This window comes from Aquibium carbonis (genome assembly GCF_003970795.1).
GTDB classification, from domain to species: Bacteria; Pseudomonadota; Alphaproteobacteria; order Rhizobiales; family Rhizobiaceae; genus Aquibium; species Aquibium carbonis.
Genome location: NZ_RWKW01000005.1, coordinates 1 through 22,884, shown reverse-complemented (window position 1 = coordinate 22,884; position 22,884 = coordinate 1). Strand labels below are relative to the sequence as shown.

The 22,884-nt window shown below is 64.3% G+C and carries 20 protein-coding genes; 10 read left to right on the top strand and 10 right to left on the bottom strand.

Annotated features, from left to right (window positions below; translation table 11 throughout):
- Positions 1-37 precede the first annotated feature (37 nt).
- Entirely contained in the window at positions 38-1,885 is a 1,848-nt protein-coding gene (locus EJC49_RS02270) for an ABC transporter ATP-binding protein (protein ID WP_126697841.1), read from the bottom strand.
- Between the two features lie 527 nt (positions 1,886-2,412).
- Here EJC49_RS02270 and EJC49_RS02265 point away from each other — a divergent pair.
- Positions 2,413-2,862: a tRNA (cytidine(34)-2'-O)-methyltransferase gene (locus EJC49_RS02265; protein WP_126697840.1), complete on the top strand. Its 450-nt coding sequence runs from the start codon at positions 2,413-2,415 to the stop codon at positions 2,860-2,862.
- Between the two features lie 7 nt (positions 2,863-2,869).
- Here EJC49_RS02265 and EJC49_RS02260 read toward each other — a convergent pair whose 3' ends face one another.
- On the bottom strand, positions 2,870-3,130 hold the full coding sequence (locus tag EJC49_RS02260) for a hypothetical protein (RefSeq protein ID WP_126697839.1): 261 nt from the start codon (positions 3,128-3,130) through the stop codon (positions 2,870-2,872).
- 184 nt (positions 3,131-3,314) lie between these two features.
- Between EJC49_RS02260 and hemF the strand changes: the two genes are divergently transcribed.
- Entirely contained in the window at positions 3,315-4,229 is a 915-nt protein-coding gene (gene hemF / locus EJC49_RS02255) for an oxygen-dependent coproporphyrinogen oxidase (protein ID WP_126697838.1), read from the top strand.
- 135 nt (positions 4,230-4,364) lie between these two features.
- Positions 4,365-4,550 (top strand): DUF1059 domain-containing protein, encoded by a 186-nt coding sequence (locus tag EJC49_RS02250; RefSeq protein WP_126697837.1) that lies wholly within the window; start codon positions 4,365-4,367, stop codon positions 4,548-4,550.
- 144 nt (positions 4,551-4,694) lie between these two features.
- Here EJC49_RS02250 and EJC49_RS02245 read toward each other — a convergent pair whose 3' ends face one another.
- From EJC49_RS02245 to EJC49_RS02235, 3 genes are read right to left on the bottom strand one after another with little or no spacing between them, the layout of a single operon-like run.
- On the bottom strand, positions 4,695-5,966 hold the full coding sequence (locus EJC49_RS02245; RefSeq protein WP_126697836.1) for a CCA tRNA nucleotidyltransferase: 1,272 nt from the start codon (positions 5,964-5,966) through the stop codon (positions 4,695-4,697).
- Positions 5,963-6,592 carry a CoA pyrophosphatase gene (locus EJC49_RS02240; protein ID WP_126697921.1) on the bottom strand — a complete coding sequence of 210 codons (630 nt, stop codon included), beginning with the start codon at positions 6,590-6,592 and terminating at the stop codon, positions 5,963-5,965. Before EJC49_RS02240 ends, EJC49_RS02245 begins: the two co-directional genes overlap by 4 nt.
- 2 nt (positions 6,593-6,594) lie before the next feature.
- Positions 6,595-7,263, bottom strand: a complete 669-nt coding sequence (locus EJC49_RS02235) for a DUF1285 domain-containing protein (protein ID WP_126697920.1) — start codon at positions 7,261-7,263, stop codon at positions 6,595-6,597.
- A 143-nt stretch (positions 7,264-7,406) separates the two neighbouring features.
- Here EJC49_RS02235 and EJC49_RS02230 point away from each other — a divergent pair, with 143 nt between their 5' ends.
- Genes EJC49_RS02230 through EJC49_RS02215 form a run of 4 tightly spaced genes read left to right on the top strand, consistent with a single transcriptional unit; the run spans position 7,407 to position 14,272 of the window.
- Positions 7,407-8,414, top strand: coding sequence for an AAA family ATPase (locus EJC49_RS02230; protein ID WP_126697835.1), 1,008 nt, complete (start codon positions 7,407-7,409; stop codon positions 8,412-8,414).
- Entirely contained in the window at positions 8,414-9,328 is a 915-nt protein-coding gene (locus tag EJC49_RS02225; protein WP_126697834.1) for a DUF58 domain-containing protein, read from the top strand. Before EJC49_RS02230 ends, EJC49_RS02225 begins: the two co-directional genes overlap by 1 nt.
- Positions 9,325-12,165, top strand: a complete 2,841-nt coding sequence (locus EJC49_RS02220; RefSeq protein ID WP_126697833.1) for a DUF4159 domain-containing protein — start codon at positions 9,325-9,327, stop codon at positions 12,163-12,165. Before EJC49_RS02225 ends, EJC49_RS02220 begins: the two co-directional genes overlap by 4 nt.
- Before the next feature lie 37 nt (positions 12,166-12,202).
- Positions 12,203-14,272 carry a hypothetical protein gene (locus EJC49_RS02215; protein WP_126697832.1) on the top strand — a complete coding sequence of 690 codons (2,070 nt, stop codon included), beginning with the start codon at positions 12,203-12,205 and terminating at the stop codon, positions 14,270-14,272.
- Between the two features lie 9 nt (positions 14,273-14,281).
- On the opposite strand, the gene EJC49_RS02210 is transcribed toward EJC49_RS02215, so the two are convergent.
- The gene (locus tag EJC49_RS02210; RefSeq protein ID WP_126697831.1) at positions 14,282-14,824 is read right to left on the bottom strand and encodes a GNAT family N-acetyltransferase; all 543 of its coding nucleotides are present in this window, start codon (positions 14,822-14,824) and stop codon (positions 14,282-14,284) included.
- A 287-nt stretch (positions 14,825-15,111) separates the two neighbouring features.
- Here EJC49_RS02210 and EJC49_RS02205 point away from each other — a divergent pair, with 287 nt between their 5' ends.
- Positions 15,112-16,122 (top strand): glutathione S-transferase family protein, encoded by a 1,011-nt coding sequence (locus EJC49_RS02205; RefSeq protein WP_126697830.1) that lies wholly within the window; start codon positions 15,112-15,114, stop codon positions 16,120-16,122.
- On the opposite strand, the gene EJC49_RS02200 is transcribed toward EJC49_RS02205, so the two are convergent.
- Positions 16,113-16,517: an NUDIX domain-containing protein gene (locus EJC49_RS02200; RefSeq protein WP_245453226.1), complete on the bottom strand. Its 405-nt coding sequence runs from the start codon at positions 16,515-16,517 to the stop codon at positions 16,113-16,115. The two genes, EJC49_RS02205 and EJC49_RS02200, sit on opposite strands and share 10 nt — an antisense overlap.
- Positions 16,518-16,666: 149 nt before the next feature.
- Between EJC49_RS02200 and EJC49_RS02195 the strand changes: the two genes are divergently transcribed.
- On the top strand, positions 16,667-17,596 hold the full coding sequence (locus EJC49_RS02195; protein WP_126697828.1) for a metallophosphoesterase family protein: 930 nt from the start codon (positions 16,667-16,669) through the stop codon (positions 17,594-17,596).
- On the opposite strand, the gene EJC49_RS26250 is transcribed toward EJC49_RS02195, so the two are convergent.
- The gene (locus EJC49_RS26250; RefSeq protein ID WP_425358785.1) at positions 17,578-18,327 is read right to left on the bottom strand and encodes a hypothetical protein; all 750 of its coding nucleotides are present in this window, start codon (positions 18,325-18,327) and stop codon (positions 17,578-17,580) included. The two genes, EJC49_RS02195 and EJC49_RS26250, sit on opposite strands and share 19 nt — an antisense overlap.
- 204 nt (positions 18,328-18,531) lie before the next feature.
- On the opposite strand from EJC49_RS26250, the gene EJC49_RS02185 reads away from it, so the two are divergent.
- Positions 18,532-19,971: an adenylate/guanylate cyclase domain-containing protein gene (locus EJC49_RS02185; RefSeq protein WP_126697827.1), complete on the top strand. Its 1,440-nt coding sequence runs from the start codon at positions 18,532-18,534 to the stop codon at positions 19,969-19,971.
- A 13-nt stretch (positions 19,972-19,984) separates the two neighbouring features.
- Here EJC49_RS02185 and EJC49_RS02180 read toward each other — a convergent pair whose 3' ends face one another.
- A complete protein-coding gene (locus EJC49_RS02180; protein WP_126697826.1) occupies positions 19,985-20,746 on the bottom strand; it encodes an alpha/beta fold hydrolase in 762 nt (253 codons plus the stop codon).
- A gap of 31 nt (positions 20,747-20,777) precedes the next feature.
- Positions 20,778-22,487, bottom strand: a complete 1,710-nt coding sequence (leuA, locus tag EJC49_RS02175) for a 2-isopropylmalate synthase (RefSeq protein WP_425358787.1) — start codon at positions 22,485-22,487, stop codon at positions 20,778-20,780.
- Positions 22,488-22,884: the final 397 nt, after the last annotated feature.

Below are 22,884 nucleotides of genomic sequence, written 5' to 3'. Positions count from 1 at the left end.
CATATTGCTCCCGCGGGTTATCCGGCGAGCCTGCACGTCATTCCGCCGCCTGCGCCTCGCCCAGTTCGAGGAACCCGCCGGACTGGTGCTCCCACAACTGGGCGTAAAGACCGCCGCGCGCGATCAGTTCCTCGTGCGTGCCTTCCTCGATTACCTGGCCTTTGTCGAGAACGACGAGGCGATCCATCGCCGCGATAGTCGACAGCCGATGCGCAATGGCGATCACCGTCTTGCCCTCCATCAGGCGGTAGAGGTTTTCCTGGATCGCCACCTCGACCTCAGAATCGAGAGCGGACGTCGCCTCGTCGAGGATCAGAATCGGCGCGTCCTTGAGCATCACCCTGGCGATGGCGATTCTCTGGCGCTGGCCACCCGAAAGCTTGACGCCACGCTCGCCGACATGGGCGTCGAAGCCGGTGCGCCCCTTCGGATCGCCGAGCGTGGCGACGAAGTCCACTGCCTCCGCCCGGCGCGCCGCCTCCAGCATCATCTCCTCGGTGGCATCGGGCCGTCCATAGAGGATGTTGTCGCGCACCGAGCGGTGGAGCAACGAGGTGTCCTGCGTGACCATGCCGATGTTGGCGCGCAGGCTGTCCTGCGTGACCATCGAGATGTCCTGACCGTCGATGAGGATGCGTCCGCTTTCGATATCGTAGAAGCGCAGCAACAGGTTGACCAGCGTCGACTTACCAGCGCCGGAGCGGCCGACGAGGCCGACCTTCTCGCCCGGCCGGATGGTGAACGCCAGCTTCTCGATGACGCCCTCGTCTTTGCCGTAGTGGAACCGCACGTCGTCGAACCGGATCTCGCCGCGATCGACGACGATCTCCTTGGCGCCGGGCCTGTCTTCCACGAGGCGGGGCATCGAGATCGAGTTAATGCCGTCCTGCACCGTGCCGATGTTTTCGAACAGCGCCGACAACTCCCACATGATCCATTGGGACATGCCCCAGAGCCGCAGCACCAGCGCCAGCGCTACCGCGATCGCGCCGACGGACACCGCGTCCTCGAGCCAGAGCCAGATTCCGACGGCACCAACGAGGAACAGGCAGACAGAATTCAGCATGTAAAGCATGCCGTATAGGCCGGTCACCAAGCGCATCTGCGCGTAGACGGTCTCCAGGAAGCCGCGCATGCCGTCACGCGCGAAGCCCGCTTCGCGGCGGGCATGCGAAAACAGCTTCACGGTCTGGATGTTGGTGTAGCTGTCGACGACGCGTCCGGTCATCATCGAGCGGGCATCGGCCTGCTTTTCGGCGACCTTGCCCATGCGCGGCACGAAGTATCGCATGAGGAACACGTAGCAGACGAGCCAGCCCGCGATCGGCGCCGCCAAACGCAGGTCCGCGGAGCCGACAATGACCAGAACGCCCACGAAATAGACGATGACGTAGTTCATCACGTCGATGAGCTTGATGACGCATTCGCGCACCGCGAGCGCGGTCTGCATCAACTTGGTGGCAATGCGGCCGGCGAACTCGTCCTGGTAGAAGGTCATCGATTGCTTGAGCAGGTAGCGGTGCACCTGCCAGCGGATGCGCATTGGATAATTGCCCATCAGCACCTGCTGGTTGATCAGCGAATGAAAGCAGACCATCAGCGGCAGGCCAATGAGCACGAGGGCGGCCATGATGGCGAGCGACGTCCCCTCGTCGCGAAGGAAGGTCTCGCGGTCGCGGACGGCCAGCCAGTCGACGATGTTGCCGACGAAAGAGAACATCCATACCTCGGTAATGGCGATCATCGACATCAGGATCGCCGACGGCACGAGCCATCGCCAGGAGCCCTTCGTGTAGTGCAGACAGAAACCGACCAGGGTTTTCGGCGGCTCCAGCGGCTCTTCGGCCGGAAACGGATCGAGTCGGGTCTCAAACCAGCGGAACATGGCATTCGTCTTTCGAAACAACGTCTTGTCGACGGCGGCGGAATCGCGATGCGAGATCGGAACGCGGCTGCGCACTGGCAGGCCCGAGGATGGCCGATCGACGGGCCGTGACAAGCGGGTTCTCACCGGCCTCCCGCCAGGGCGGTGTCAGCAGGCGATCGGGCCACGCCTGCCCCCGCGTGGCGGCGGGCGTGAAATCGGGAGAAGACCGGCGAAGCCGGCATGGGTGTCTAAGATGGGTCATGGCACGAAATCCGGGAACGTCGGAACGGAGTTCCGGCGGGTTTCGGGCGAAGACGTCAGTCTGGAAGAATTCGTCGGTCCGAAGCCGCCGTCAGAGCGGGCGCGTGGGGCGCAGGCAGAAAGGAGATGGGTACATGATGACGTCCATTCCTGCCTCCTCGGTTGGGGTTGACGATGGATAAGCCTATAGACCGCTTCGCGCCGCTTGGCTACCCAGGCGACCGGATCCTGGCCGCGCAACCCGAGGCTGTTGCCGATCTACAACATCGAGGAGTGAGTTCGCCTTGGCAGACGACATTCGCATCGCGCTCTACCAGCCGGACATACCCGGCAACACGGGTTCGATCCTTCGGCTCGGCGCATGCCTCGGCATCGCCATCGACGTGATCGGCCCGACGGGGTTCGACCTGTCTGACCGGGCGCTGAAGCGCGCCGGCATGGACTATCTGGAGATGGCCGCGCTCGTGCGCCACGACGACTGGACCTCTTTCGAGACCTGGCGCAACTCGGAGGGCCGCCGCCTGTTGCTCTTCTCGACCAAGGCCACCCTGCCCTACACGCGCTTTGCCTACCGGCCGGGCGACGTGCTCCTCTTTGGCCGCGAGAGCGCCGGCGCACCCGACCACGTGCACGATGCGGCCGACGAACGCCTGCTCATCCCCATGCCCGGCGGCGGTCGGAGCCTCAACCTAGCGCTGGCGGTCGCGATGGCGGCGGGAGAGGCATTACGCTGAATACCGTTCAATCCGCCGTTGGCAGCCTTCGCATCGTGAACTCGATGACGTCTTCCGGGCGCTCGCACCAACTCTCGATCGCCGTCCAGTACGCCTGCTTGGGCCAGCGGTCGAACCATTCGCGCGCCTTGTCACGGGCGTCAGTGCGCGGCAAGGCGTAGGTCTCACGGATGAAGCCATCACGCGGCAAGCGCGCGGTTTCGTTGCTGCGATAGCGGTCGAGACGCTTCTTCAGCCCGTCGAGCGGCGGTCGGGGCGGTGTGCGCACTGAACCTCTCCTCGCTTTGTTTTCGAAATTTAAGACTGTCCCGCTTCGAATGCGAGTCATTTCTGGACGATTGCGGCGCCTGCCCTCACCGCCTGTACGGCAAAGTCGAGCCGACCCGCTTGCGGCGATGGCGGGCTTGGCCTTATCTCGGCCGGACAGCGACGATGCCAGGCGGAGGGGCTCAATGCAAAGACCAGACATCCCGGCAGACATGCCCGACGACATCGAGGGCAAAAAGGCCACCGCGCGCGCCTGGTTCGAGAGGCTGCGCGACCGTATTTGCGACGATTTCGAACGGCTGGAGGACGAACTCGCCGGACCGATGGCCGACCATGCCCCCGGCCGTTTCGAGCGCACACCGTGGCAGCGAGACGAAGGCAAGGGCGGTGGCGGCACCATGTCGATGATGCACGGGCGCGTGTTCGAGAAGGTCGGCGTGCATACGTCCACCGTGCATGGCGAGTTCTCGGCCGATTTCCGCAAGCAGATGCCAGGCGGAGAGGAGAACCCCGCCTTTTGGGCTTCGGGTATCTCGTTGATCGCCCATCCTTGGAATCCCAATGTGCCGGCCGTGCACATGAACACCCGCATGGTGGTCACCGCGCGGCAATGGTTCGGCGGCGGCGCCGACCTGACGCCGGTACTCGACCGCCGCCGGACGCAAGAGGATCCGGACACGGTGGATTTCCACGCCGCGATGGAAGCCGCCTGTGCGCGGCACCCGGGCGTCGCCGACTATCCCAGGCTGAAAGCCTGGTGCGACGACTACTTCTTCTTGCCGCACCGCAACGAGGCGCGAGGCATCGGCGGCATCTTCTACGACTGGCTGCACTCGTCGCCCGAGGCCGGCGGCTGGGACGCCGACTTCGCCTTCACCCGCGACGTCGGCGAGAGCTTCGCCGTCATCTATCAAGCGCTCGTGCGCCGCAACTTCAACGTCGGATGGACAGAGCAGGATCGCGACGAGCAACTCGTCCGCCGGAGTCGCTATGTCGAGTACAATTTGCTCTACGACCGCGGCACCACCTTTGGGCTGAAGACCGGCGGCAACGTCAAGTCGATCCTGTCGTCGATGCCGCCGATGGTGAAGTGGCCGTAAGCAACTTGGCATCTATCATATGGGGCCAGACTGACCGTGCGACAGCGCCCCAATCGTGATCGCCAGACCGCAACAAATCGCGGCGACTTGTGTTAAGGTGTCGTCGTCAACGGAGAGATACCACAGGAGGAAATCATGAAGGAATTCCACTGCGGAACGCTGGTTCCCGGCTGCGACTGGCGCACGAGGCACGAGGAAGAGGCCGAGATCATGCGCCGCGCCGTCGAGCACCTGCGCCAGGATCATGGCGAGGCGATCATTCGCGAAACCATGATCGACGCAATCCGATCGCGGATCGAAAAGCAGCGAAACGCCGCCTGACGGCTAATCCGCGCCACAAGGTCCGGCGCGGCGGAGCAACGCGGTAGGGTCTGTCGAGGTTCACCGCGTTGCTCGATCGGCTCCCATCCCGGTGATGCTAGGCGCTCATTGTCGTAAACCGGAATCAGGTTCGCAAGAGCCGCATCAAAGATACTGGTTTTTCAGAGTTTCGGCCGTCTTGAGCAGGCCGCCGCGATCGGGCGTGAAGCCGGCTTCGACCCACGTCTCTTCCAGGTCGCGCATCAAGTTTCCCATCTTCGGGCCCGCTGGCACGCCGAGGGCGATCAGATCCGCGCCCGCCAACGGGAATTTCGGCGCCTTCCAGCCGTCGAGGAACCGTCGGAGCCGCACATAGCCCCCGGCTTCCAAAAGTGCCTTGTCGTCGGTTGCCGCCCGCACACGGGCGCTTGCAAGGGACAATGCCAGCCGGTCGGCGATTCCTTCACGGCCGGCGCGATAGACAAGCTTCGCCAGATCGCCTTCCGCCATTGTCGGCGCGATCGCGGGGGCAGCCGCCCAGCCGACCAGCCGGTCGCGCTCCGCATTGGCGGCTTTGAACCTCATTGCAAGAGCACCGACACGGACGGGATCTGGCGGCACGATGCTGGCCAGCCGGAGCAGATGGTCCGGGCTCCAGCCAAAGTCGCGCTCGGCCGCGATGAGGCCGTGCACGGCGTCGATGCCCCATTTTTCGCTCTCGGGTAGGATGCGTGTCAAAACGCCGGATTGCCGCATCCAGAGCAGCGCCCGCGACGGGTCGGTGGCCGACAGGAGCTTCTTGAACTCAGACCAGACCCGCTCGGCCGACAGGCCGTCGAGTCCCTCCTTATGCCGGGCACACGCCATGAGCCCGGCGGAATCGGGCCGCCCCGCGCCGTAGCGTGCGAAGAACCGGAAGAAGCGCAGGATGCGCAGGTAGTCCTCGCGGATGCGATCCTCCGGATTGCCGATGAAGCGCAGCGTCCGCGTCTCGATATCGGCAAGCCCGCCGACGAGATCGACGACGGTGCCGTCCGCCATCGCATAGAGCGCGTTCATGGTGAAGTCGCGGCGTTCCGCGTCCTGCTTCCAGTCGCGTCCGAATAGCACCCTTGCGCGACGGCCGTCGGTCTCGACGTCCGCGCGCAGCGTCGTGACCTCATGCGGGACTCCTTTTGCGACGACCGTGATGGTCCCGTGCTCGTAGCCCGTCGGTATGGACTTGAACCCGGCCCTCTCGGCGCGTGCGATCGTCTCATCCGGCAGGTTGGTGGTAGCGATGTCGATGTCGCCGGCCTCCTCGCCAAGCAGTGCGTTGCGGACCGCGCCTCCGGCGATGCGCGCCTCCTCGCCGCCTTCCGACAGCGCCGCCAGCAAGGCTTGCAGCGCGTCGTCCCGCAGCCAGGGCGCGCGATCGGCGATCGAGATGGTCGTCACGCGTAAAGTCTTTCCCAGATGGCGCGGATGATGCCGGCGGTCACGCCCCAGATGTACCGCTCGCCATGCGGCATCGTGTAGAAATGGCGTTCCTGTTCCTGCCAGATGCGGCTTTCGCGGTGGTGGTTGGCCGGGTCCATCAGAAACGACAGCGGCACCTCGAAAACGTCGTCCACCTCGTCCTGGTTGATGGTCAGGAAGAAACCAGGTCTGACCGTCGCCAGTACCGGTGCGATCCTGTAACCGCTGCCCGTCAGGTAGTCGGGCATGCGACCCACGACGTCTATGAAGGACGCGTCGAGGCCGATTTCTTCCTCGGCCTCGCGCAGCGCCGCATGCATGGGCGTGGCATCCTCGGGATCGATCCGGCCGCCGGGAAAGGCGATCTGGCCAGAATGACTTCGCAATTTTTCCGTGCGCTTGGTCAGAAGCAGGGTCGAATTCTCGCCACGATCGATCACCGGCACCAGAACGGCAGCATCGCGCAGGGTCACTGGCCGGATCAGGTGCGCGATTGTCGGATTCAGCACGTGATCGCCGAACTCGACGGCATGCGGCGCCTGTTCACGCGCAGCCCGGCGACGGAAATCCTCGGCGGAAAACGACCGGACCAGCGAGGCGTCCATGGTCACCGGCTCAGCCTCTCAAGATCAGCCATCGGCATGATCGGAAAGATGACACCCCTGGAGCGGATGGCAAACATGGGTTGTCCGTCGACGACGATCGGTTCGCCATGCTCGACGAGTTCATACATCACCGGCCGCGCCACCAGCGCTTCGAGCCTGCCACGCACCAGCACATAGGGCTTCAACCCGCCGGTGTCAGGCTCCTCGACGAACCGGATCGGGTGGTCGGCACCTGCTTCCACCACGTCGCCGACATTGGTGCGAAAGGTAATGGCCTGACCGTCTCCCGCGCCCGCGACATTTGCCTCGACCGCGACAAACGGCGCGTCCTCGACGCGGATGCCGATACGTTCGACCGGGGTAACGAGATAGGTTTTGCCGTCCTCGTCCTTGCGGAGCACCGTCGAAAACAGCTGGACCAGTGCCGGCCGACCAATCGGCGTTCCCAGGTAAAACCAGGTTCCGTCGGCCTTGATTTCCATATCGAGATCGCCGCAAAACTTGGGATCCCAGTTCTCGACCGGCGGTAGCCCCTGTCCAGCGCGCGGCGACCGCGCGATCAGGGCGGCCAGTCCCGCCGCATCGACGCCTGCCTTTAAACCGCCGCCTTCACCGTCGTGGATAGGAGCTTGGTCGGGGTCGCTCTTGGAATTATCTACTGGGTCGGTCATGGTCACGAAATAGTCACTTCCGTTTCGCTTGTCAGCCTGTGGGGCTGATTTAAGTTCCTGCCTCAAGAGATGCCGCGAAGGTACGAATTGGGGGAACGAAGGGGCGAGCGCTGGGATCGCGGTAAATTGGAGGATTGGAACGCATGGGCGTTATGGCAAAGAGCACGACGATCAGCGACGCGGACATGATCGTCGAGGCGGAGGCGGCACTCGCCGACCTGGCCCTCGTTCGAGAAGGCGTTGGCAAGGTCATCTTTGGCCAGGAGGCGGTGGTCGAGCGGACCATGGTGGCGATCCTGGCTGGCGGCCATGCGTTGCTGGTCGGCGTGCCCGGCCTCGCCAAGACGAAGCTGGTGGAGACGTTGGGCACGGTGCTCGGTCTCGACGCACGCCGTGTCCAGTTCACGCCCGACCTGATGCCTTCCGATATCCTAGGCTCCGAGGTGATGGAACAGGACGAGGCCGGAAAGCGCTTCTTCCGTTTCCTGCCCGGCCCGATTTTCGCCCAGCTTCTGATGGCCGACGAGATCAACCGTGCCAGCCCGCGCACCCAGTCGGCGCTGCTGCAGGCCATGCAGGAGTATCATGTGACCGTGGCTGGCGCCCGCCACGACCTGCCCGCTCCTTTTCACGTGCTGGCCACCCAGAACCCGCTGGAGCAGGAAGGTACCTACCCCTTGCCAGAGGCGCAACTCGACCGCTTCCTGATGCAGGTCGACATCCTGTATCCGGAACTGGAGGCCGAGCGGCGCATCCTGCTCGAAACCACTGGCATGGCCGACAGCCGGGCAGAAAACGTGCTCAGCGCCGAACGCCTGCGCGCCATCCAGACGCTGGTACGTCGCATGCCTGTACCCGAAAGCGTGGTCGAGGCCATCCTGACGCTGGTTCGCTCGGCGCGGCCTGGCAACGGCAATGCCGACACCGACAAGCACGTCGCCTGGGGTCCCGGTCCGCGCGCCAGCCAGGCGCTGACGCTCTGCGCCCGCGCCAGGGCGCTCTACGATGGTCGGCTTGCCCCTTCCGTCGACGACATCCACGCACTTGCAGAACCGGTGTTGCAGCACCGCATGGCGCTGACGTTCGCCGCCCGCGCCGAAGGCATGAACGTGCGCGACGTCGTGGCCCGACTGGTGAAAGCAGCCACCTGATGGCGCGTATCGGCGAGCAGGCGGCCCCGGTCACGACCCGCGACGCACTGGCACGCGGCCGGCTGAGGGCGTCGCTGGTTCCCGACCTGCTGGTCGATGCGCGCCGCATCGCAAACACAGTTATCTCTGGCTGGCATGGCCGGCGCCGGAAGGGCGTCGGCGAAAACTTCTGGCAGTTCCGCCCCTATGTCGACGGTGAGGCAATTTCGCGCATCGATTGGCGGCGCTCCGCCCGCGACGACCAGCACACCTTCGTACGCGACCGCGAGTGGGAAGCCGCGCATACGATTTGGCTCTGGGCCGATCCGTCTCCCTCCATGCTCTACAAGTCGGCTGGCGCCACTGTTTCGAAAGAATCGCGCGCGCTGGTGCTCGTCCTCGCCATGGCCGAACTACTGTCGCGCAGTGGCGAGCGTATCGCCTGGCCGGGCCTGTCGGATCCCTTTACCGCGAGAAACGGCGCAGAACGACTGGCGACGATCCTAGCCCAGGCGGCGGACGTACCGGCTCGACCGGAACTCCTGTCGATCCGCCGTTTCTCGGACGTGGTGGTGGCGAGCGACTTTCTCGACCCGGTGGAGGAGACGATGGAATGGCTCGACGTGCTCGCCCGCCACGGCGTGCGCGCCCATCTGATAGAGATCGCTGATCCGGCGGAAGAGACCTTCCCCTATTCTGGACGTACAGAATTCGTTGACCCCGAAACGCAGCAGAAATTTACCGCCGGCAGGGCCGAGAGCCTCTCGCAGGAGTACCGCCGCCTCTATATCGCCCGCCGGGAAGCGCTTTCGTCCTGGTGCATGCGGCTTGGCTGGAGTTACACGGTCAACCATACGGACCGCCTCGCATCCGAGGCATTGGTTCGGCTTCACATGGCCTTGTCAGGGGGCATCGGCCAGGGAGGGGGGCAATGAGTCTTCTCGCCTTCGGCCAACCGCTGGTTCTGTTCGGGCTGCTCGCGCTGCCGGTCATCTGGTGGCTTTTACGGCTGACACCGCCGAAGCCGCAGACCGAAGTGTTTCCGCCGCTGCGCATCCTCATGCGCGTCCTGCGCCCCGAGGAGACGCCTCACCAGAGCCCGTGGTGGCTGACGCTGCTGCGGCTCATGATGGCAGCGCTGGTGATCTTCGCGCTTGCAGATCCGATTTTCAACCCGCGTGAACGCCTTGAAACCGGCGGCGGCGCGGTCGCCATAGTCATGGATAATGGCTGGGCGAGCGCCGACGACTGGGATGTGAGGGTTGCCACGGCCGAGCGGCTGATCGCCGATGCCGGCTCATCGAACGCCCCGGTCATCCTGGCCTTCACCGCCGACAAGCCGAATGCCGAGATCGGCCCCTTCGAGGCCGAGCAGGCAGTCGACCGGCTGCGCGCGGCCGAGGCGCGCCCGGTTCCGGTGGACCGCGCCAGCGTTTACGGTCGGGTGGCAGCAGCGCTGGAAACCTCACCGGGCGCCACGGTGGCAGTCCTGTCGGATGGCCTTGCCACCAACGGCGACCAAGCCGCCTTTGCCGCCTTGCTGGGCGACAGTGCCGGCCTCATCTGGATCGAGCCCGAGCGACTGACCATGGCCGGTCTCACGGCCGTCGACAACCAGCCCGACGCGTTCCTCGCCACCGCCATTCGCCCGGCGGGCGACCCCGCCCCGCGCCAGATTACGGCGGGTGCCTTCGACGATCGCGGCCGCCGTATCGCCGATGCGGTCTTTTCCTTCGGCCTCGGCGAGACTACGACCGTCGGCGAAATCCGCGTTCCCTTCGAATTGCGCAACGACTTTGCCGCCATCCGCATCGATGGCGAGAACCAGGCCGCCGCCGTCCGCGTCCTCGACGAGAATTCGCGTCGCCGACGCGTTGGCCTTATCTCGCAATCGGAAGCTGACCAGGCTCAGCCGTTACTGTCGCCGCTCTACTACATCCGCCGCGCGCTGCAGCCCTTCGCCGACCTCGTCGAGCCGACGACGTCCGACCTCGGCGAGGCCATTCCACGCATCCTGGAGCAGAAGCCGGCGATGATCGTCATGGCCGACGTCGGGATTTTGCCCGAACTCGCGCGCGAAGCCTTGGTGGAATGGGTGAACGACGGCGGGACGCTGGTCCGCTTTGCTGGCTCCAGGCTTGCGGCGGCCGAGAACGATCCCGATCTTCTGCCGGTGCGCCTGCGCCTTGGCGAGCGTTCAATGGGAGGATCGCTCTCTTGGACGGAGCCGCAGCCGGTAGCGGAATTCCCGCAGCGAGGTCCCTTCTCCGACTTGACGCCGCCACGCGACGTGGCCGTTGCACGGCAGATCCTGGCAGAACCGACCCCGGATCTCTTCGACCACACTTGGGCCAGTCTCGCCGATGGTACGCCATTGGTGACCGGCGCTAGCCGCGGCAACGGCACATTGGTCCTTTTCCACGTGACGCCCGAGGCGACGTGGTCGAACCTGCCGATCTCCGGCAGCTTCGTGGAAATGCTGCGACGGGTTGTGCAGCTTTCGCGCAACCAGGGCGTTATTGACGCGTCCGGTCGGGCCGGCACGCAGTCCCTGGCACCCTATCGCATGATTGCCGCCGACGGCGTGCTGGTGCCGGCGTCATCCGATGCCGAGCCGCTTCTGGTCGGCGCTGGTGCAAGCCGCGGCGTCACGATCGCCAATCCACCGGGCCTTTACGGCACTGACGAAGGCGTGGTTGCGCACAATCTCCTGCCGGCCGATGCCACCCTCGAGCAGCTACAGCGACCGGCGACGACGCTGCCGGTGACGGAGGCTGCCTATGCCGCCGACGAATCTCGCAACCTCAAGGGCCTGCTCGTGGCGCTGGCGCTGGCGCTGATGGTGCTGGACACGCTCGCCGTGTTCTGGATGGGCGGCCTGTTTCGGCAGGGCGGCCGGTTGCGTCGACGCACGACCGGTGCAGCCGCCAGCCTGTTCGCACTTGCAGCCCTCGGGCTCCTCGTTCTCGCGCCGGATAGAGTGCTGGCGCAAGAAAGCGTTCCCGAGGGTGGCATCAACGATATCGAGGCGGTGGAGGCCATTTCCAAGACACGGATCGCCTATGTTCTGACCGGCAATTCATCCATCGATGCCGTCAGCCGCTCGGGACTTGCCGGCCTCACCCGTTTCCTGATCGAGAAGACAGCGCTGGAGCCAGGCCAGCCTGCGGGCATCGACGTCGAGACCCAGGAATTGTCGTTCTACCCGCTGATCTACTGGCCGATCGACGAAACCTCGCCGATGCCGAGCCCGGCCGCCATCGCGCGCGTCGACGCCTACATGCAGCAGGGCGGTACGGTGCTCTTCGACACACGCGACCAGTTCTCGACAGGGATTGGACTGTCCGGTTCGGCGAGCCCATCGACGCGGCGCCTGCGCGACATCGTCGCCGGTCTCAACGTGCCGCCGCTTGAGCCGGTGCCGGACGATCACGTGCTGACGAAGTCCTTCTACATTCTACAAAACTTCCCCGGCCGCTACAATGGCAGCCCGCTCTGGGTCGAAGCATCGCTCGATGCATCGAACTTAGAGGAACGCCCTGTACGCACAGGCGACGGCGTGTCGCCAATTCTCATCACGGCGAATGATTTCGCCGGTGCTTGGGCAGTCGACGAGCGGGGGGATCCGTTGCTACCGACGGTGCCGGCAGACCCGATGCAGCGGGTCTACGCGCTGCGGTCGGGCGTCAACATCATGATGTACATGCTCACCGGCAACTACAAGTCGGACCAGGTACACGTGCCGATCCTACTGGAAAGGCTCGGACAATGAGGCACACCCCGTTTCCCTCGGCTGCCGGAAGGTCGACATGAGCTGGTCCATCACATTCGAACCGCTGCTCGAGTGGACGTGGCTCGGCGCCGTCCTCGGTCCGCTGGCCCTGCTCGCGCTGGCCGGTCTGGTGATGCGCCAGCGCGGCGCGACTTTTCGGGCAGCGGCAATGGCTGCGCTCGCGCTGGCCCTCCTCAATCCCGTACTACTCGACGAGGAACGGGAGCCGCTGAAAAGCGTGGTGGCCGTCGTTGCCGACCGCAGCCAGAGCCAGGAAATCGGCGACCGTTCGGCGACCACCGACGCCGCGGTGGAAGAGCTGAAGGCAAGACTTGCCCGCTTCCCGCAGTTCGACGTGCGCGTGGTCGAGGCGGGCCGCGCCAGCGACACCGAGGATCGCACGGAGACGCGCCTTTTCGGCGCGCTCGACAGCGTTCTGCGCGACGTTCCCCAGTCGCGTGTGGCCGGCGCGATCCTCGTGACCGATGGCCAAGTCCACGACGTGCCCGAGCGCCTGGAGGGTTCGAACGCTCCCTTGCACGCGCTGATTACCGGCTCCGAGGACGAGCGCGACCGGCGCATCCGATTCGAGAACGCGCCGCGCTTCGGCATCGTCGACCGGCCGCTTTCCATGACGTACCGCGTTGCCGACACCGCCGGCGGCCAGGATGCCGTTTCCGTGCGCGTCAGCGTGAACGGTGAACAGGTCTCGGTCGAGACAGCCATCGTCGGCGAGGAAATGTCGCTCGATATCATCGTGCCCGGCGCGGGACGCAACATTGTCGAGTTGTCGATCGATCGTCTGGAAGGCGAAATCACCGACACGAACAACCGCGCCATTGCGCTGGTCGACGGCATCCGCGAAAACCTGCGCGTGCTGCTCGTCTCGGGCGAGCCGCACGCTGGCGAGCGCACCTGGCGCAACCTGTTGAAGTCGGACGCGGCGGTCGACCTCGTCCATTTCACCATCCTTCGTCCGCCCGAGAAGCAGGACGGAACCCCGATCAACGACCTGTCGTTGATCGCCTTCCCGACGCGCGAACTGTTCGTTGAGAAGATCAACGACTTCGATCTGATTATCTTCGATCGCTACCAGCACCGTGACGTACTCCCAATCCTCTACTACGATTATATCGCTGAATATGTGGAGAATGGCGGCGCGTTGCTGGTCGCGGCGGGTCCTGAATATGCCGGTGCGCAGTCGATCTCGCGCACGCCGCTGATGGCCGCCCTTCCCGGCCTTCCCACGGGGCAGGTCCTTGAACAGGGCTTCTTCCCGCGCCTGACCGAAACCGGCGAGCGTCATCCTGTGACGCGCGAGCTCGAAGGCTCCGGCCAGGAGCCGCCCAACTGGAGCCGCTGGTTCCGCCTGATCGGCATTGCGCAGCCGGAAGGCCAGGTGGTGATGGATGGGCCGAACGAACAGCCGCTGCTGATCCTCAACCGCAAGGGCGAAGGCCGCGTTGGCATGTTCCTGTCCGACCATGGCTGGCTGTGGGCGCGCGGCTTTGAGGGCGGCGGTCCACACGTCTCGCTTTACCGGCGCATCGCCCACTGGCTGATGAAGGAGCCGGAGCTTGAGGAGGAACGGCTCACAGCCTCCGGGCGCGGCATGACGCTCGACATCCGCCGCCAGTCGATGAGCGACGATCCGGGGGTGGCGAGCGTCATCACGCCGTCCGGCGAACGGCTCGACATTCCGTTGCAACTCGAAAGTCCGGGCATCTTCACCGCCAGCACCACGGTGGACGACATCGGCCTCTACCAGGTAGCGAACGGCGACCTAGCAACGCTCGCCCATGTCGGCCCCGTCAATGCGCCAGAATTCGCCGAGACTATTTCCACGACTGAGGTCCTGCGGCCGCTAGCCGAAGCGACCGGCGGCAGCGTGCGGCGGCTGGAAGGCTTTGCCAGCGGCCTATCGATGCCGGGCATCGTGCCGGTGCGGGCGACCGGCGCCACCTCCGGCCGCGACTGGATCGGCCTGCGCACGACGGAGGATTCGATCCTGCGTTCGGTGAATCGCGTACCGCTGTTCGGCGGCTTTCTGGGGCTTGGCCTGCTGCTTCTGGCTCTCGGCTCGATGTGGTGGCGCGAGGGGCGATAGCTCCAAATCCTACGCCGAAGCAGCGATCCGTTCGATCCGCTGCGAGATATCCGGAGCGAAATCGGCATGCCGCATCTCGCCCCTGAGTGCGTCAAGCGCGCCGGGCTGAAGTTCATGGATCAGCAGCCGGCGATAGTCGACCGGGCGCGGCATGGCGATCTGACCGAGTGGAACCTGCCGGAAACCGAGCGGCCCATAGTAAGGTTCGTCGCCGACAAGAATGACCGAAGGCCAGCCCGCTTCCCGTGCAGCATCGATTGCGATATTCACCAGTTTCCGACCGATCCCGAGGTCCTTGTGCGACGGCCTGACAGCAAGCGGGCCCAGTAGCAACGAACATCCTCCGCCGACGGTGATCCGCGTCAGCCTGACCGTAGCTATGACCCGACCACCATGCGTAGCAACGAAGGAGAGCGCGCGCTCGTGTGGGCCGCCTTCGCGGATCTTGTAGGCCGCGCGCGCGAAACGCCCCGGCCCGAAAGCCTCGGCGTTGATCTCCTCGATCTCATGGTCGTTCGCGGCCGTTTCGGCCAAATAGGTGATTTCGTGCATGGGGTGTGTCCGTATCGTCGGCGATGGTGCCGCAAGGCTGCGGCGGACGCGAGAGATCTGCGCCTGTCAGGCGCGGGCACTCATTCGTCGTCGTGCGATACGGGTTGCGGTCACGATGGTTCCTCGTAGGATTTGCTCCGCTACCATCATTTTTCGGCACCGTCCATCGTCAATTCGCAACGCATCTTCGTTGCAGGCATTCAGGGTGACGATCTGTTCAGGCGCTCAAGTGTTTGGCTGATTTGCCAGATGCGCTACCTAATCTGCAACCAACAGGGAGACGATCGATGGGATTGCTGGTCGACGGCCAATGGCAGGACAAGTGGTATGACACATCTGCAAGCGGCGGACGCTTCGAGCGATCCGAATCGCAGTTTCGCGACTTCGTCACGGTCGACGGCGCGCCGGTGAGCGGCCGAACCCGCGGGTTTAAGGCAGAGCCCGGCCGGTACCATCTCTACGTCTCCCTTGCCTGCCCTTGGGCACACCGGACCTTGATCCTCCGCACGCTGAAGAAGCTAGAGGGCATCATCTCGATATCGATCGTCGACCATTTCATGGGTAAGGACGGTTGGACCTTCGTCGAGCGCGACGGCTCGACAGGTGACACGCTCTATGGCTCGCGTTTCCTGCACCAGATCTACACCAAGGCCGACCCGAACTACTCTGGCCGGGTGACCGTGCCGATCCTGTGGGACAAGCATCAGAAAACCATCGTCTCCAACGAATCGTCGGAAATCATCCGCATGCTCAACAAGGCCTTCGACGCTTGGGGGGATGACACGGCCGACTTTTATCCCGATAGGCTTGCAGCCGATATCGACGCTTGGAACGACCGTGTCTATGGCTCGATCAATAACGGCGTCTACCGCTGCGGCTTCGCCACCACGCAGGAAGCCTACGAAGAAGCCTTTGACGATTTGTTCGGGGCGCTGGACGCCGTCGAGGAGCAGCTGTCGAAAAATCGCTACCTGACCGGCAACACGCTAACAGAAGCGGATTGGCGACTTTTCACCACGCTGGTGCGCTTCGATCCCGTCTATTTCGGCCACTTCAAGTCAAATCTGCGCCGAATTGCCGACTATCCCAACCTCTGGAACTACACCTGCGATCTCTATCAGGTACCGGGCGTGGCGGAAACGGTGGATCTCCACCACATCAAGCACCACTACTATGCAAGCCACGAGACCATAAATCCCACGCGCATCGTGCCGCGCGGCCCCCAGATCGACTATGCTCGACCCAGCGATCGAAACCGTTTCGACAGTGCGAGCGGTGGCCAGATCGTCTACCAGTAGGGCGACGGCTCCTGCCCTTCGAGGTGCTCGGCCAGCCGCGCCTGCGTGGCACGGGTAATACCCTCCGGAAGGTGATCCAGTCGGAAAAATCTTGCCTCGGCGATCTCCCGGTCGGGGAGTTTCGGCGTCGTCTGATGAAAGTCGGTAACCACGTAGAGCGCGACATGGTCGCGCGGGCTGGTCACACGATTATAGTATACGCCCGCCAGTCGCGGCGCGCTTGATATCTCGATGTTGCATTCCTCGGTGAGTTCGTGACGCAATGCCTCCAACAGGGTCTCACCCTTTTCGACGCCGCCGCCCGGTAGCTGCCATCCGCGCACATAGGTATGGCGAACGAGGAACACGCTGCCTTCTTTCTCGTTGAGGATGAGCGCACGCACGCCGAGCGTCATAGGACGTCGCAGCAGGAACCAAAGGTGGAACAGGCGTCCTCGAACACGGGCGACGCGCCTGCGAAACGACCGACCGGGCCGAGCGCGATCGTTCATTCCAGAAGCCATTCATGCTGGATCGCGTGCGGCCCTTGCCCTAGAAAGTTCACATGTTTCGTCTCGCCCACTTATCCGATCTCCATCTTGGCCCCCTGCCCGACATAACCTATCGCGAACTCGCCTCCAAGCGGATCACTGGCTACGTCAATTGGCAGCGAAACCGGCGCAAAGCCATCCACAACGGTGTGACGGACGCGCTTCTACACGACATGGGCGAGCACAACATCGATCACCTGGCGGTCACGGGTGACTTGGTAAACCTCGCCCTTGATGCCGAGATCGAGGTGGCCCGCGACTGGCTCACCATGGCCGGAGCCCCCGAGCGCCTCTCGGTGGTCCCTGGCAACCACGATGCCTACGTGCCGGGAGCGCTCCGGAAGGCGTGCAAGGCCTGGCGCCCTTGGATGACCGGCGAGAAGACGCATATCCGGCAAAGCGAAACCGGGTTCCCCTATTTGCGAAGTAATGGACAGGTAGCGCTGATCGGCGTGTCTTCCGCCCATGCAACTGCACCCTTTCTGGCGCTGGGCACCTTTCGCGACGAGCAGGCGGCGAGCGTCGCCAAACTGCTCGACGTCGCGGCCGAACGCGGTCTCTTTCGTGTAATTATGATTCACCATCCGCCTGTGCGCGGCCTCACCACAGCGCACAAGCGCCTCTACGGAATCGGCCTGTTCCAGAAGACGATCGCCCAGCACGGGGCCGAACTCATCTTGCACGGGCATACCCATGATCCGACACTGACTTGGATCGAGGGCAAAGGCCATCGAGTGCCGGTCCTCGGCGTGACGGCAGCCGGTCAGAGCACGGGCGGCGACAAACCGCCGGCCCAGTACAATCTGGTCGAAATCGACGGCAAACCCGGCGCCTGGCGGGTCACGCATTCCCGCCGCGGCATCAAAGGCCAACTTCCAACCTTCATCGTGGAAGGCTCGGACCCTGAAGACCTTTTCTCCGCCCCTCAGTTTGACGCGAAATAGTCGGCGATCCGATCGTAATAGACTGCCGCGAGAACAGCTAGTCCCGCCAACCCGCCCGCCAGAACAACGCCCACCGAGGAAAGAAAGGCGCGCAACCGGCCCGGGCGACGACGCGGCATTTGGTAGCGGCGATCCTCCATTTCTTCGTCTTCGTCAACATAGCCATTGTTGGCATAAGACAGGAGCGAACCGCCTTGCCGCTCGTCCCGCGCGGGCGAGGCTTGATCGCGCGTACGCGGTGATGCGCGGCGGCGCGGCGGATGGCGGTTCGGTGGAGCTTCCGCTGGCACCCGCTCACGCTGCCCAAGAACCGGCTCCACGGTCCCGTCCAGCCATCGCTGCCGCTCCACCATCCGCTCGGCTATGTAACGCGTGACCTGCTGCGCCACTGGCCGCATGTCCGTGGATTCCGCCAATACGATACGTCCCATCCGGGTATCGCGAACGAAACGATAGGTGCGGCGATCGCGCCCCATTCCGACATGGCTGACGGCGTCGATCCACAGCCGAGGATGGATACCCGACGAAATGGCGAAGTCGAAGAGGATTTCCTCTTCCGGTACTTCGGCGAAGACAGGCGCAAGTTCCTGCGCGAGCAGTTCCAGCCGCATGCGCGCCGCCTCGCGCATGTCGACCACGACGTCTTCCCGCTCGGCAGCGGCTATCCTGATCTCGCGGATGGCCTGCGAAAGCCGCCCCTGCCGTTCGACAACGCTGTCCCTGTCGTTCATTTTTCGGCTCCACGCGCCTGCACACAGTTAACCAGACGTTAACACAGCCTCGCGCGCGAACAAAAGGCGAATTCGCGGCATCGTAAATGGCATGTGGACCAGGGTCCGTCGAGGTTCACCTCGACAGGCCCCGGGCGGGATTGCGCGGTTTCAACTTCGCCGCCGTCCGACTATCTTCGCAGGCGAACAACGAACGGAATCACGATGGCACTTGTGGATCGCGTCGGGACGGCAATCGCGGGCCGCAGGATGCGCAGGCGCGTCAATTTTCCCAAGCTGCTCGACGAGACGTTCAGCAGCCACGAGCGCGAAGGCCGCAAGCTCCAGTTTCGCGGGCGCTCGCTTTCGCTACTCGTGGCGCTGGCCCTCACGCATTTCATCGTCCCCTATCCAGAAGCTTTCTTCTACCAGGGGGTGATGCTGCTCTTCGTCTTTACAGGGTTCATACCCACCTGGTTCGACAAGCGCGGCTGGCTTCGGGAGTGGCACCCCTACCTGTTCGTGACGATCGATTTTGTCGCCCTGACCTTCTTCATCGTCTCGCCCAATCCGCTCGCGCCCGCAGATCTGCCGCCGCAGATCATGCTGCACTTCGACACCTCGCTCTATCTGTTCCTCCTCCTGTCGAGCCTTGCCTTCGCCGACAGCCCACGCCTGGTCATATGGGGGGGCATCGCTGGTGGGGTCAGCTGGATGCTCGGCGTCTTTTGGCTGGCATCGCTGCCAGACAGCGTCGTCATCTGGCCTGGCTATAGCGGCATCGACCTGAACGACGTTCGCACCCGAATGCGCCTCATCGGCACGCCGACCACGGTCGATCTCAGCGTGCAGCTGCAGACCGTCGTGCTTTTCTTCGTGGTATCGGTGGTGCTGGCGGCCGGCGTCGCCCGCTCGCGGCGTCTCGTCTGGCGCTATGCCGTGATCGAGCGCCAGCGCCTCAATCTCGCACGCTACTTCCCCCCTGCCACCGTGGACCAGCTGGCGCGCGAGGACGAGCCGCTGCAGCACATCCGGGAGGTCAAGGCCGCGATCCTCTTCGCCGACCTAGTCGGTTTCGCCCGTTGGTCGGAGCGGCATACGCCCGCCCAGACCATCGCGATGCTGCGCGAGGTCCATGGCCTATTGGAGGAGGCGGTCTTCCATCACGGCGGAACGCTGGACAAGTTCATCGGCGATGGCGTGATGGCGACCTTCGGGACGCCGGAACCTCTGTCGCGTGACGCCGTCAATGCGTTCCAGTGCGTCACCGCTATCCTCAAAGACTTCTCCGAACTGAACGACCGCCGCATCGCGCGCGGCGAAGAAATGATCCAGATTGCTGTCGGTGCGCATTTCGGCTCGGTCGTCGTCGGCAATATCGGCACCGAACGGCGTCTGGAACTCGGCGTCATCGGCGACACGGTGAACGTGGCGAGCAGACTCGAGGAACTGACCCGGCACATCGGGCGCGCGGCCGTCATCAGTGACGATCTCGTCCAGGACATGCGGCGCGAGGATCCTGAAGCAGCCGAAGGGCTCCTTGCGGGATTCGAAAATCTCGGCGGCAACCAACTCGACGGCCGCCGCCAGGACGTCGTCGTATGGGCGAGCACCCAGACCCTGTCGGCGGCCGACAGCCGTTCGCGCTGGGCCAGAGCGTCATAGTCGCGGGACAGATCTACGACCGAATGGCCCTGCGAATGGCGCGAATGACCGTTTCCCGGGCTTCCTCGAGCAGCATGTGCCCCTTGCCGGGCAAGGTTTCCAGCGTAATGTTGGCCGGAAGATTGGTCGTCTGCGAGTAGGGCAGGACGGTATCGGCCGTCCCCCAGAGAACCCTCGTTGGCATGGTCAGCGCGGCCAGCGATTCGCGCGGTATCTCGCCCTGGCGGTCGCCCTTGGTGATCAGTCCGGCGATCTCGATCAGCTTCGCGCGCTGCCCGTCGACGGCGCGAACGGCCATCAGTCCCGCAACATACTTCGTCGGCATCGGGAAGCCCGGCGCCGACATCTCGTCCATGCACGCGCGCAGATCGTCGGCGTTCGAGGCCGCGCCATAGCGCCTGAGCAGATCGAAATTGATCTCCGGGCCAAAGCCTCCGGGTGCGAGCAAGGTCAACGATGCGACCGTTTGCGGCGCTCTCAGGGCAGCCAGGACGGCGATGGCGCCGCCCATGGAGTGGCCGGCGAAATGAACCCGCGCAATGCCGCGGGCTCCGAGGTCGGCCAGGATCGCCTTCGCGGCGACATGCGCCGGTCCCGCGCCTGGATAGTTCAGCGACCGGCCGTGGCCCGGAAGATCGTAGGCCAGCACCCGGGCGATGGGGGCTAGCGCCGGCTGTATGTCGTGCCAGGCGTCGTGATGGCCCGCGAAGCCGTGCAGGAGAACGACCGTCTCCGGCCCCGTCCCCTGCACGCGCGCATGGATGTTATCGCTCATGCATCCTCCTCCCCCCGGCGCGGCACGCCGTTTACCGCGCCGCGAGGATCCTGTTGGCCGCCGAAACCACCGCCTCGAGCGAAGCCGCCACGATGTTGGTGTTGATGCCGGCGCCGAACAGCTTCCCGCCCGGATGCTCGATTTCCATGTAGCTGATCGCCGCCGCGTTCGAGCCGCTATGCATCGAGTGCTCGGAATAGTCGAGGACCGTCATCGGCACGCCGATATGGCGCGACAGCGCATCGACGAAACCGTCGATCGGGCCGGTGCCCGACCCGGTGATGGTCAGTTCCCCGCCCTTGTCGGTGATCGTCGCCTCGATGATGCGCCGGCCCTTCGCCGTCGTGTCGGGGTAGGTGTGATGGTCGACGAACTTCAGCCGGGCGGCCGGTTGTTCGACATAGAGTTCCATAAAGCGGTCGTGGATACGCTTCGACGACAGTTCCTTGCCTTGCGCGTCGGTGATCGACTGGATGTCCTTCGAGAACTCGACCTGAAGATTGCGGGGCAGGTTCAGCCCGTAGTCTGCCTGCAGGATATAGGCGATGCCGCCCTTGCCCGATTGCGAGTTGATCCGGATGATCGCCTCGTAGGTGCGGCCGACGTCCTGTGGATCGATCGGCAGGTAAGGCACTTCCCACAGTGCGGTGTTGGCTTTCGCCTTCGCTTTCATACCCTTGTTGATGGCGTCCTGGTGCGAACCCGAAAACGCCGTGTAGACGAGTTCGCCCACGTAGGGATGGCGCTCCGGCACCGGCATCTGGTTCGAATACTCGAACACCTCCTTGATGCGGTTGATGTCGGTGCAGTCCAGTTCCGGATCGACTCCCTGTGTGTACATGTTGAGCGCCAGCGTCACGACATCGACGTTGCCGGTGCGTTCGCCATTGCCGAACAGCGTGCCTTCCACGCGGTCGGCGCCTGCCATCAGGCCGAGCTCGGTCGCCGCAATGCCGGTGCCGCGGTCGTTGTGCGGGTGCAGCGAGATGATCAGGCTGTCGCGATTGTCGAGGTTGCGGCACATCCATTCGATCTCGTCGGCATAGATGTTGGGCGTCGACATCTCCACCGTCGCCGGCAGGTTGAGGATCAGCCGGTGCTCAGGCGTCGGCTTCACGATCTCGGCCACCGCGTTGCAGATCTCCAGCGCCACCTCCAGCTCGGTGCCGGTGAAGCTCTCCGGCGAATACTCGAAACGATACCCGCCGCCCGCCTTCTCCGCCATGTCGGTGATCAGCTTCGCCGCGTCGGTGGCGATCTGCTTGATGCCGCGCACGTCCTTCTCGAACACCACGCGCCGCTGCAACTCGCTGGTCGAGTTGTAAAAATGCACGATCGGCGTGCGTGCGCCCTGCAACGCCTCGAAGGTTCGGGTGATCAGTTCGGGCCGGCACTGGACCAAAACCTGCAGGTCGACGTCGTCGGGGACGTTGCCTTCCTCGATACACCAGCGGGCGAAGTCAAAATCGGTCTGCGAGGCCGACGGGAAGCCGATCTCGATCTCCTTGAAGCCCATGTCGAGCAGCAATGCAAACATGCGCGCCTTGCGGTCGTGGCCCATCGGGTCGACCAGCGCCTGGTTACCGTCGCGCAGATCAACGGAGCACCAAATGGGCGCCTTCTCGATGCGCTTCGACGGCCAGGTGCGGTCAGGCAGGTTGATCGCCGGATAGGGGTGGTACTTGCGCGGCGCGTCCGGCATGCCCTTGGCTGCGTGCTGGCGCGCCGTGGCGGTCGGCATCGATTGCTCTGAGGTGGCAAAGTTTTCGGGCTTGTTCATCGTCGTTGCTCCCGCGCCTGCCGGACCGTCAGGCCGGGGCGCTCTTGTCACGGATTTGCTGAAAGGTGAACTTCGGGAGCATAGCGCGTCGGCGTCATTTCGATCGCCGGGCGCTCCCTGTCAGCGGACCCGGCGATCGCCGATAAGACCCAGAAGAAGCAGCGTCGAGGACAGCGCGCGCAAAGTCTCGCCAGCGAAGAACCGGGCAGACGAAGATTTGGCAGTGGCGATCGAGGACGACATGACGATGCCTATAGCGGGTGGTGCGGAAGGAGGCAAGAGGGCGTCGGCGAGCATCTAGGGCTATCGCATTTGGCCGATGATTGATCTGGCGAAGGCGTCGGACCAGCCTGCTCGC